General features: G+C 34.2%; 12 protein-coding genes. 4 read left to right on the forward strand and 8 right to left on the reverse strand.

Annotated features, from left to right (window positions below; genetic code table 11):
• Positions 1-105 precede the first annotated feature (105 nt).
• Together F6K06_RS14370 and F6K06_RS14375 are read right to left on the reverse strand one after the other, a co-directional pair.
• On the reverse strand, positions 106-987 hold the full coding sequence (locus tag F6K06_RS14370) for a glycosyltransferase family 2 protein (protein WP_124154531.1): 882 nt from the start codon (positions 985-987) through the stop codon (positions 106-108).
• Between the two features lie 341 nt (positions 988-1,328).
• On the reverse strand, positions 1,329-2,162 hold the full coding sequence (locus F6K06_RS14375; protein ID WP_287242117.1) for an HpsJ family protein: 834 nt from the start codon (positions 2,160-2,162) through the stop codon (positions 1,329-1,331).
• Positions 2,163-2,697: 535 nt separating this feature from the next.
• Here F6K06_RS14375 and F6K06_RS14380 point away from each other — a divergent pair.
• The 4 genes from F6K06_RS14380 (at position 2,698) to F6K06_RS14395 (ending at position 5,809) form a co-directional block, all read left to right on the forward strand.
• Complete coding sequence (locus F6K06_RS14380; protein WP_124147522.1) at positions 2,698-3,429, forward strand: response regulator transcription factor; 732 nt, start codon at positions 2,698-2,700, stop codon at positions 3,427-3,429.
• Positions 3,411-3,917 carry a D-glycero-beta-D-manno-heptose 1-phosphate adenylyltransferase gene (gene rfaE2, locus F6K06_RS14385; RefSeq protein WP_124147523.1) on the forward strand — a complete coding sequence of 169 codons (507 nt, stop codon included), beginning with the start codon at positions 3,411-3,413 and terminating at the stop codon, positions 3,915-3,917. Before F6K06_RS14380 ends, rfaE2 begins: the two co-directional genes overlap by 19 nt.
• A 268-nt stretch (positions 3,918-4,185) precedes the next feature.
• Positions 4,186-4,905 carry a GUN4 domain-containing protein gene (locus tag F6K06_RS14390; RefSeq protein WP_124147524.1) on the forward strand — a complete coding sequence of 240 codons (720 nt, stop codon included), beginning with the start codon at positions 4,186-4,188 and terminating at the stop codon, positions 4,903-4,905.
• Between the two features lie 433 nt (positions 4,906-5,338).
• Complete coding sequence (locus F6K06_RS14395) at positions 5,339-5,809, forward strand: GNAT family N-acetyltransferase (protein ID WP_124147525.1); 471 nt, start codon at positions 5,339-5,341, stop codon at positions 5,807-5,809.
• On the opposite strand, the gene F6K06_RS14400 is transcribed toward F6K06_RS14395, so the two are convergent.
• The 6 genes from F6K06_RS14400 to F6K06_RS14425 form a co-directional block, all read right to left on the reverse strand.
• A complete protein-coding gene (locus F6K06_RS14400; protein WP_124155612.1) occupies positions 5,763-6,773 on the reverse strand; it encodes a sucrase ferredoxin in 1,011 nt (336 codons plus the stop codon). The genes F6K06_RS14395 and F6K06_RS14400 overlap by 47 nt on opposite strands.
• 2 nt (positions 6,774-6,775) lie before the next feature.
• Positions 6,776-7,936, reverse strand: a complete 1,161-nt coding sequence (locus F6K06_RS14405) for a cupin domain-containing protein (RefSeq protein ID WP_124147527.1) — start codon at positions 7,934-7,936, stop codon at positions 6,776-6,778.
• A gap of 872 nt (positions 7,937-8,808) precedes the next feature.
• Positions 8,809-8,961 carry a hypothetical protein gene (locus F6K06_RS14410; RefSeq protein ID WP_205127552.1) on the reverse strand — a complete coding sequence of 51 codons (153 nt, stop codon included), beginning with the start codon at positions 8,959-8,961 and terminating at the stop codon, positions 8,809-8,811.
• A gap of 187 nt (positions 8,962-9,148) precedes the next feature.
• Entirely contained in the window at positions 9,149-9,340 is a 192-nt protein-coding gene (locus F6K06_RS14415) for a hypothetical protein (protein WP_124147528.1), read from the reverse strand.
• Positions 9,341-9,546: 206 nt separating this feature from the next.
• A complete protein-coding gene (locus tag F6K06_RS14420; protein WP_205127553.1) occupies positions 9,547-10,890 on the reverse strand; it encodes a TRAP transporter large permease subunit in 1,344 nt (447 codons plus the stop codon).
• The gene (locus F6K06_RS14425; RefSeq protein ID WP_124147529.1) at positions 10,874-11,428 is read right to left on the reverse strand and encodes a TRAP transporter small permease subunit; all 555 of its coding nucleotides are present in this window, start codon (positions 11,426-11,428) and stop codon (positions 10,874-10,876) included. Before F6K06_RS14425 ends, F6K06_RS14420 begins: the two co-directional genes overlap by 17 nt.
• Positions 11,429-11,806 lie beyond the last annotated feature (378 nt).

Raw genomic sequence — 11,806 nt, forward strand, 5'->3', positions numbered from 1 at the left:
GTTATGAATCAGCCTTTGTGGGTGGGGCTACATAATATAATCAGTAAACTCAACAACTTAATCAGTATAGCTATTTAGCAGTTGTTCCAATGGTTAAGTTATATTTCACCCTTGTGCCTCTATTTCTACTTTTGATGAATTGGCATCGATGACTGAAGTTAATGATGGTACAGGCATATTTTTTATTTCCCAGACTTTAATTAGTATGAGATATTCGTAGAAAGCTTGCAAGGTACACCAAGCTAATCCTGCTTGGCCATCAAGAAATCCTTTCAGGAAAATATACATATATATGAAGCGAATTATTGGCCTAAAGGGCAAGCGTAAGGAAAAATCTTTGAGGGCACGTCTTCTATCTACTTCTGAAACTCCAAAAAATAGATTTTTCCAAGATACGTTTCCTGTTTCTAGTTGTCTAACTGTTTCTGCTGCTTCATCTGTAGAATAGCGATTGTGCTTTTCTATCCACCGAGAAATTCCTTTGCTACAGGTGTAGTGGGGATAAGTTTCTTTCAAAAAACTTGTGGGACCGTCACAAACTTCTCTTTCTGTGTGACCATAATCGGTAAACCATACTTTGTCTTTACGAAATAAGCGCATCTGGTACCGGGGATATTGTGTGCTGTAGCGAATCCAAGTCCCCATAAACATGACCCGCTCTGCAACATAATACCCAATATATTCTTTTTGACTGTTTATTACTTCTAGGCATTCGTTGAATAATTCCGGGGTCATTCGTTCATCTGCTTCTAGGATATAGACCCATTCGTATTTTGTAGGAACTTCCTCTAGCATCCATGTTCGTTGTTTTCCATGGCTTTCAAATTTGTGTGGAACTATTCTTACATTATAATGTTTTGCTATTTCTACAGTCCGATCGCTACTTAAGGAGTCTACTATTATAATGTCATCTGACAACATTGCTGACCCAATACAAGCAGCGATATCTATCTCTTCGTTGTAAGTCAGTATATAAATTGAGAACATTCGGTAAATTTTAGTAACTGCTCTTTGTTATTAAGCTCGTAAATGCGGAAATGAAATTATGATATTCAAAGGTAGGGCATTGATCATTAGGATGAAGTTTATACCTTATCCTTACTGTCAACAATTAACTCTTACCTAATAATTAAGGTTTACAGCCTTTCCTTTAAAGGATAAAAAATAAAAAAAATTTCCCTTTTGCGTCAACCCTCTTGTTTTTAAGGAGAGGTAATTATTAATTGTTAATTATTAATTATTAATTGTTGAATGCCCTACCTAATTATTTAAAGTTCTTATCTCTAAATACTGTAAATATTGTGAGATATTATTTTGCATTCAATTAACTATCTAGCAGGATTTTGGCGACGTCCTTTACCTTTAATAATTCCCATATTTTTTAAACCTGTCCAACCAATCATAATGTAGCCTACTGCTAAAAGTAAACTGCTAAAACCTGTTCTAAAACTTGATTTAAAAGAATTGCTGTTAGCTTGTTCTTCTAATTCTTGCTTGCGAGTACGAATTCTAGTTAAAAGTTGAGTTGGTAATTGTTGTGCCTGACGATTGAGAAATTCATCTATAATTTGAGGATTTTGTTTTGATTGTTCTAACAAGCTTTTCACTTGCTCTGATAATTGTTCATTTTCTAACGCTTCATTCAGCCTAGTTTCATCTCCTAACAAAGTACTAAATTGATTTTTTAATTGACTTTGTCTTTGTTGTATCTGATTTTGAAATTCGCTGGTACTGACACGAGCTTCTAATTGTGTTTCAGCTGTACTTGCTTGCTGATTTATTCGTTCAATGGCCTCTGCCCGAGCTAGACGAGTATTATTTAAATGTAGAGGAAATAGTAACAAATATATTAGTCCTAATAAGCTCGCTAGTAAAAGTCCCCAAAATCTCAAATCTAATATGGAGGATGTGGAGTTATTTTGGAGGCCAGAATTACTGGTTACCCAATAGCCTGTAAATAATAAGGCCATTCCTACCATAGGAATAATTCCTCGATCAACTAACTGTGTCACTAGACCAATTTGCCATGCTCTACTACTTATATTGAAAGGAATTGACAATACTACAAAGTCAAGTAGAGAAGACAAAATCATAATTATCCCTACTATTGTAAGAGTCCTAGCAGCTATGGAGGAATATTGACGAATGTTTGTTGCTTTCATGGCATTTTACTCAGTTATAAAATTATCGTTCATTTGTGGGTATAGCAGGTCTTAAATTCTGAGGATGCACTCTACTACTGATGGTACTGAAGTATATATTGTGTAATAATGGTCTATAAATAGTCCAAATTGCTACCATTTTTTACAATACCCAATTTTTTTACTTGACTAAGCTTATTTTAACAGTTTTATTTTTGATCTTCAAACCTATCATATTGACTTTTTGATAGTAATTTTCAAATAAATTAGGAAAGATTGCGTATTAAGTTAAATAACAATCTCAAAAAAATTAATTGATTCAGTAATTGTTAAAAACAAGAAATAATGCTAAAAACTACAGTCGACAAAAAAAATACTAATGAAAATCACAAATATAGTCATTTCAGTTTAGATTGAGACAAGGGTTTCTTGCCTTGAAAGACTTTCAGCAGAAAAAGTGTTTCATTCTTATTTGAAATTACTAGATATACTATATCATATTAAAAAAAGATATTATTCTAGTATAAATGGGTAAACGAGGAGGATTAAATCAGCAATGAACGATAACATTGAGAACAAGAAACAAATACTAATAGTAGATGATGAAGACAGCTTAAGAATTCTATTAAAACGACATCTAGAATTACAAGGATATGAGGTCAAAGATACAAATTCTGGTTTAGATGCACTATCAATATTAGAACAATTAAATCCGGATTTAATTGTTTCTGATATAATGATGCCACAAATGGATGGTTTGGAATTTTGTCAACGTTTACGCTCTAGTGATTTAGGTAAATTAGTACCATTTATATTTCTATCGAGTAAAGGAGAGTTAGAAGACAGAATTTTGGGTTTATCTATGGGAGCAGATGATTATATAAATAAGCCTGTTGAAATGCGAGAATTGGTAGCAAAAATTGAGGCTCAATTAGACCGTTCTCGTCGAGTTCATTTGGAAATAAAAAAGCTTATTGAAAAGCATCTAACTCAAACAACAAAATCTCAGGAAATCCCCGAACCACTACCTCTAACTCCAGCAGAAGAAAGAGTTTTTTGGGAAGTAGCTCAAGGTTTGACAAATAAACAGATCAGCGATCGCCTATTTATTAGTCCTCGAACTGTACAAACTCATTTGAGTAAAATAATGAGAAAGTTAAGTTTAGAAAATCGCTCCCAGTTGGTTCGTTATGCTTTTGAAAATGGATATCAAGTACCTACTGGACAAAACGTCAATGAAGATCAAACATTAAAGATAAATATTAAAGAATGGACTCCCAAAAACTAATTTCTGGTTTGTACAATTTAATTGAACTAGAACAGACAATCAATTTTCAACCAACTGATTGGCGACCTTTAGTATTTACAAATGGATGCTTTGATCTACTTCATGCAGGACATATTCGCTATTTATGGGCAGCTAAATCTTTGGGACGCTCGCTAATAGTAGGGTTAAATAGTGATCGATCGGTACAAAAAATTAAGCCACAACAATCGGGATATCCTGTGCGGCCAATTATTCCCCAAGACCAACGGGCAGAAGTTTTAGTCGCTCTGAAACCAGTGGACGGAGTAGTAATGTTTGATGAAACGACTGCTACTCATCTGATAGAACGGCTGAAACCTGATATCTATGTTAAAGGTGGGGACTATTCGGTTGAAACATTACCCGAAGCATCAATAGTTATGGGATATGGTGGTAAAATTTCTTTAGTTCAAATAGAAGTTTCGACTTCCACTACTGCAATTATTAATCGTATTTTAGATAATAAATAGTTGTAAATTACCAATTAATATGAAATACTAAGATTTTGGCTACAAATACGCACGGCTGTTTCCAGGAGTCAGGTAGGGGAGCCATCAGTAGGGCGAGGTACAGGAGGGCCGAGTTAGTAGGAACAACCTACATATCATTTATTAGAGTAAAACTCTGTTTTGAGTCAAATCGACATTTCTGGGTAAAGTTTTTTAACCAGCTAAATTATTCGTAGCATTCTTTTTTATATTTCATATAACTTCAAAAGCTGAAATACACAGTAATTTTATGACAGAATCAAGGATTAATTCTACAACAAACGCTTCATCTAATATAGCTGAACTGCAGTCTCAATTAGAATCTGGTTCTGAAAAAAAACAGCTACAAGTAATTCCTATTTTGGCCCAAACAGGGAATGATGGTTGGCAAATATTAATGGAATTTTTACAAGCACAAAAATCAGATTCACCTACTATAATTTCAGGAAAAATATACCAAGTTTTACGTCAAATAGATTCATCGAAAGTTGATGAATTTATAAATAAAAACTTTCCTCTAGGAATTGTACCGATCAAATCAGAATCTAATGTTGACTATAGTCATATACAAATCAAACTAGCTCATCAAGATTTTTTAGAAGCTGATAAATTAACTATGCAAAAATTGTGTGAATTGGCAGGAGAGGCAGCTATACAAAGAAAATGGCTTTATTTTTCAGAAGTAGATAGTATTCCTATTCCAGATTTCCAGACTATTAATACTATGTGGTTGGTTTATTCAGAAGGTAAATTTGGGTATTCTGTACAGAGAGAAATGTGGTTAAGGGTAGGTAAAAATTGGGATAAGTTGCTGCCCAAAATTGGCTGGAAAAATGGCAATACTTGGACGAGATATCCAAATGAATTTACCTGGGATTTGAGTGCGCCAAAAGGCCATCTACCTCTATCCAATTTACTGCGTGGGGTGCGAATGTTTGCCTCTATATTATCTCATCCCGCTTGGTCTTAATCGGAATGGCGATCGCCTTCAATTAGGGTTTGCTGAAAAAGTTTTTTTCAGGAGTAGGGAAGTAGGGGAGTGGGGGAGTAGTTAGGAGGAGCGGAGAATAGAATTTAATTAGGAGGTAGTCGGAACAATTATTAGAGTGATTTTTCTGCAATTATTATGCCTTTTATGCTAACTTTTTGAGGGTTTTGGACTGAAAACCTGGTATTTTTTTCAACCCAAAAAAGGCTTTAGCCTATCTCAGTCAATGGTTTGAAATTTAATCGGTAAGCCATAATTAAAGAGGATGCATCTCAATAGGTACATCTCAATATTTGCAAAAATACTCTTTTTCTATATATTCCCTGTTGCCTGTTGCCTGTTGCCTGTTGCCTAAAAGCGATAAATTTTTGGCTTTATTCAAAATTGATATGCACCCATTGAAGATGCTAGAAAAATGAGAGAATTTCAGATTCGCTTAATTCAAAACCAACAAGAAAAAGATGCAATGTATTATCAACGTTGGTTAGTGTTAAGAGCACCAATAAATATGGAAATAGGAACAGAAAAAGATGAATATGAAGATAGTGCTTTACATATTATTGCTGTTTACGAACAACAAATTATTGGGTCAGCTAGACTGCGGGAAATATCTCAGGAATTAGGAAGTATTGCATATCTTTGTGTTTTGCCTGAATTTCAATCTCAGGGAATAGGAACAGCTTTAACCAAAGAAATCATTGAAATTGCCAAGCAAAAACAACTAAAATCTTTGAGAGTAATGACTCGTCTCAGTGCTTCTAAGTTCTATAAAAGAATAGGTTTTATCGAAACTGGCGAGCCATTTCAATTTTTAGGCATACCCCATCAATTTATGTACTTTAACTTGCTTTTTTCTGAGGATAATTTACAAGCACTTTCTCAGTAATTTTCCGTTCAATTGTGAAATTAATATGGCTAACATAATACTTAATAAATTCATAACTATTAGTCGCATCGCAGGAACCTTTAAGTTGAATAGTTTTACTTTTATCTTTGACTAACCTACCTTCACAAGTGTATCTAGATCCATCAGGTTTAACTACAGCTAATTGAGTTTGAATTAACGTTCTATCAGAGTTTATATCAATATCTAAAAAATTAATCTTATAATCAAACCATTCCCAACCATGATGGAACATAAGTTCCCTTTCCAACGCCTGAATACAAGTTGGTAAAATGCCCCAACCTCGATACACACCACCTAATAATTTAATATTGCCCGTTCGTAGCAAAATAGACTTAAAAGATTCCCCATTGAGTAATCCATAATATCTACCATCAGGAAAATCAATCATAGTAGGTGCGAATCTATGGCCACCAAAGTGACTTGCTTTCCAAATCCTAGTATTTTTTAAACCCAATTCGGAAATAGTTTTTTTAGCTTGCATATAAAACGGATTACCATATTTAGCACAGCACTTATCATGGCTACCGTGAGTACAAACTAACATATCCCTAATTTGATTTTCTTGAATATTAATATCTAAATTATCCCCGGCTAAATATTTTTGAATAACAGGAGCCATTTTTTCAGGATGATCTACATCAAATTCATATTTTTTATAACCATTTATAAATGAACTTTGCTCTTTTTCATAGATTAAAATTTTTCTATTATTTTGTCTTTGATTTTGATTTTGAGTGATTAGTAAAAATCTGACTGAAAGCTTAGATTTACTGACTTCTCTCATCAAAATATCTAAGTTTTCTGGTAGATAACGAGACTCGGAAGCATTATAATCCCAAGGATAAGGGCACTCTATCAACACATATATTGAATAGTTTGTACCACTTCCAATAATATCTTCATTTGCTTGTCGGCAAGCATCAGCGCAAAAAAATGTATTCATGTTTAAACTCCAGGTTCTACAAAAATAACTCTTTCATTAACTAACTTCGATAACATTGGCATAATATCTATTTCCCAGTCATAATCTGGGAGTAAATTTATGACGTCTTTTCCAGTAAATGTTTCTCGACTAAATAAATTTTCAATAAACTTTTCTGGCACTCCTTTAATAGATACTTCTTTACCAGAAACTATGATTTTATATTCATCTTCTCGCTCGGATATTTGAGAAATTTTTAAACGTTGAAATTGAGGTATTTTAAACTTAGTTTCAATACCATTATCAAATATATTAAATCCGGCTTGATATGGCAAAGCATATTGATAGATAGGTTTTCCCAAACTATCTAAATAGCTATAATATTCTTCGCTAATATTATGATTATTTATATACTGTTCTAAGTCTTGAATTAAGGTTTCTACACTTAGATTAAAAGAATTATTATCTATTCTTAAAGGTAGACTTTGTCTCCACTCTTCTCTGTGTTGTAATTTACAGATTAACCATTCCAATAGATCGATACCTGTTTTACTGTGAATACCTAAAGTTAGATGAATAGATGGTTCTTCTTTTGTAACTGCGTAATGCCAATGTCCGCGAGGTATATAAAGTACATCTCCTGGATGCAAAATACAACTTAAATAAGCTTCTTCTTCTGGTGGTTCAAGAGAGGATGATTTCTGATTTGGCAATGGGTATTTTAAAGTGTCGGTGTAGACATACCATTGTTTGCTTCCTTCTACTTGCAGAATAAATACATCGTGAGTATCGTAGTGACGAGAAAAACCTTGTTTACTAGACCAGGAGCAGTAAGCATTGACCTGAGTAGGATATCCTAACTCATAACTAAGTTTTGAGGCCAACATTGAAACCTCTGGAATCCTTTGATGAATTTGGTCTATGATTAAGGTCCCACCTTTCTGACACCATTGGGTAAGATTTTTATTTTCTTTGGCCTCCAGAACTTTTCCATCAAATGCCACGCGCACATCGGGATATTTTATTTGATGAAAGTTCAATAGATGGTTGAGTTTGTCCCATGAAAATAGGTCTGTAAAATCTTTCTGTCCTTTACTGGAGATGGCGATCGCTTTTTTAGTCCAGTTGTTTTCCAGAAACTCTTCCTGGGGTAATGGCTGTATTAAATATTTTAGGCACAACATAATCGATATTTTTTTCTATTAATTTTTGAAAATAATCATAAGATGGGTTTTTCCATAATTCTTAACTTTCTTATATTATAGAGCTACCTAAAATTGATTCTGTATTCTTTGATAGAGCTGTATTAAATACTTGAGGTACAACATAATTGATAAACTTTCCTATTAATTTTTTGACATAATCATAAACATGGTTTTTTATAGAATTCTTAAATTTTTGACATTAAAAGCTACCTAAAATTGGTTTTGTATTATTTGATAGATCGATAAAGCTGGAATACTTTGTTATTCTCAGACCTAACCAATAACCTTTTTTACCGAATTATTAATTATTAATAATTAATAATTAAATAATTCTGGTTTAAAGCCTCCCCTTTTAAGGGGAAAAAAAGAAATAATATTTCCTTATATTCAATTCCGTAACGGTTTTAACCAGAGGTAATTATCAATTATCCATTATCAATTAATGAATTGTTGCCCTTGGTACTTCAAGAAATTTAGAAACTATGAATACTATTACTACAAAAAAATTGCTTGATATGTGGTATTGAGTTTACTAGAGTATCGTCATTTCAAATAAGAATAAAACACTTTTTCGGCTGAAACCCTTCTGTGGCAAGAAACCCTTGTCTGAATCTAAACTGAAATGACTATAAATGTTTCTTGGACTGTATAAAGAGATCAAAAAATATAATAAATTTAATTTTGAAAAAAATATTCTCAATCTTTATTATTAAGGATGGGTAAAGCTTTTACCGTTAGCTCTGTTTAGTTGTCACCAGTTCAAGACTTACATGGCTAGTTAAGATAGGGAAAATAGTTAAGTCTTAACCGCTCAACTAAACTTACTAAAACTTGCTCAAAAACCTGAAAGCTTAGTTAGTTGTTCGTAGTGGATAGACCACCACAGGGTTAAACGGCAAACCCTTTATTCCTTGGTCAAAGACATCAGGAATTACTTTTTTAATTATATTAAATGCCTCATTTATCTCAGCATTTAATAATTTATTTTCCCTGGTTTTATACAACCCTCTTGTTACTCTTTTTCCACGAAATTAATGGCTCAATGGATAGACAACTGAGCAAACTTACTCATTTTAGTTTTATAGCTCTAGTTATGAGTAAGTTTGATGAACTTTAGAGAAGTTTTCGCTTTCTCTATTTACCCCCCCTAAATATTCAAAACAAAAATTAAAAGACTTGAATACTTAACTATTAGTGATGACGGTCACCGCCATCTGCGTCAAAGTTACGATCGCCACCATCTGCATCAAAATTACGGTCGCCACCATCTGCATCAAAATTTAATCCTGATGCCAAGTTTTTTCCCTGTAACACAGGTATGTCTGTGACTTCTATTTGAATTTTACTAGGCCGAGCTTGCTGAACATTAAAACTCTGTGACATACTTTATCTCTCCAAATTTAGCTATATTTGTTCTCAATAACTCCCTATGAACTGGAGTTGAAAATTAGTATATATTAAATTGCTTAATTTATGCAATAGTTGAGAAATATTTTTAATTATTTTGAAGCAACCTCCGGCGCTTGAAAGTTGGTTAAAAGAGCTGAAAAGTTCTATCTACCTCAGCTCGAGCTTTTGAGGTGAAACCTTTATCTGCTTAAAGATGGCAGAAAATCAACAATACCTGGGAAACAAATAATTATAACTAATACTAATAACTGAAGTAAGATAAATTGAATAGCACCTCGATAAATCTCACCAGTAGTAACCTCTGGAGGTGCGACACCCCGTAGGTAAAATAGTGCAAATCCAAAGGGAGGCGTTAAAAAAGATGCTTGAAGATTAGCCCCCAATATTACACCGTACCAAACCAAATCAATTCCAAGTTGTTGAGCAACAGGTACAAATAAAGGTACAACAATAAAAGCAATCTCAAAAAAGTCGATAAAAAAACCAAGCAAAAAAACAATTGTCATACTGACAAATAAAAAACCTGTCGTTCCCCCAGGAAGATTAGAAAGTAAATCAAACATAAAGCGATCGCCCTCAACCCCTCGGAAAACTAAACTAAAAGCAGTTGACCCAAGAAGTATAAACATCACCATCGTAGTTGTCTTGAGAGTCACATCACATACATTTCTCAAAGAAGTCCAACTAAATCGACCATTGGCCAGAGCCAGAGCGATCGCCCCCACACACCCTACTGCTCCAGCTTCAGTCGGCGTAGCAATACCGAAAAATATACTACCCAAAACCAGTAAAATTAATAATAATGGTGGAATCATTACTGTTAGCACCCTAGTACCCAGAGCTTTACCTCCTAGACTGCGCACCTCTGAGGGTAAAGCAGGAGCAAGGTCTGGTCTAATAAAAGCAACAATTAGAACATGAAGAGCAAATGTTCCTGCCATTAGTAGGCCAGGCAAAATAGAGCCAATAAAAAGATCCCCAACAGAAATTCCTAGTTGGTCTGCCAATACTACCAAAACTACACTAGGAGGTATAATCTGTCCCAAAGTTCCCGATGCAACAATAACACCCGTCGCCAACTCTTTATTATATCCATAGCGCAACATAATAGGTAAAGAAATTAACCCCATTGCCACTACTGTAGCAGCAACCACACCAGTCGTAGCAGCTAAAAGAGCGCCCACAAGAACAACTGCTAGAGCTAAACCACCCCTGACTCTGCCAAATAATATCCCCATTGTTTCCAGGAGTTGTTCTGCAATACCGGATTTTTCCAACATTGCCCCCATAAATATAAAGTAGGGTATAGCCAGCAAAGTATAATTGGCCATAATTCCAAAAATTCTTTGGGGCATTGCAGTCAGAAATATGGGGTCAAAAACATCTAAAGCAATACCTATTAATCCAAAAATTATGGCGACACCACCCAGAGAAAAAGCTACAGGGTAACCAAGGGAAAGTAGCACCAGTGCTCCTGCAAACATTAATGGACCTAGCCATTCATATTCAAGACTCAGATTCATAAGACTCCTTACCGCCTGGTAATTGACCTGTAAAGACTGCAAAATTTTTAATTGTTTCAGAAATTCCTTGGAGAAACAACAATACAAAGCTAACTATAATCATTGTCTTAATTGGGTAACGAGGTAACCCACCAGGATCGGGAGAAGTTTCAAGAATAGCCCATGAATTTAAAACAGCTCCCCAAGAAACAAAAATAACAATGAGACTGAAGGGAATTAAAAATAATATCGTACCAATCAAGTTAACTAGAGCTTTTCTTTTGGGACTCCATCGAGCATAAAAAATATCTACACGAACGTGTTGATTATGTTTGACACAATAAGCTCCACCAAGAAGAAAAACCAGATCAAAAATATACCACTGAACTTCAATGAAAGCGTTGGAAGTTAAATTTTGACCAATGCTCCTACCTAAATAGCGTCCAATGACATTCCAAACACCAACTAAGACCATCAGTAAGACTAACCAATAAGTTAGACGTCCAATTAATTCATTCAAACCATCAATCATCCGTGATAGACGTAGGAGTCTTTTCAATACAACTCCTCCCATAGCATTAAACTTAAGTATGTTTTGGACATTTGATTTTGCCCCGAAACTTTATATATTTTCAGAATACCCTGTACAGCATACGGCCTTATCAAAAAAATTTATGTCTCGATCTCTCGATCTAAAATTGAGGGACATCTTCATTTGAAATTAGATGATTTTCAATGCGATTAATATTTTCTCATGAATCTTCAAACCCCAAAAGTATCGTCATATATGAAATACAGCCATTTTTTTTTAACTAAAAATAAAAAAAATTGAGAAAAGGGGTTGACATACCAAAGTTGAGTTGCTAGATTAGTAAATGCGCAGGGAGAGAGGCAAACACCTCCAACCAACGCCAGAACCTAGAAAACTCAATAGTTT

The sequence above is a fragment of the Okeania sp. SIO1H4 genome (assembly GCF_010672695.1).
Classification (GTDB): Bacteria; Cyanobacteriota; Cyanobacteriia; order Cyanobacteriales; family Microcoleaceae; genus Okeania; species Okeania hirsuta.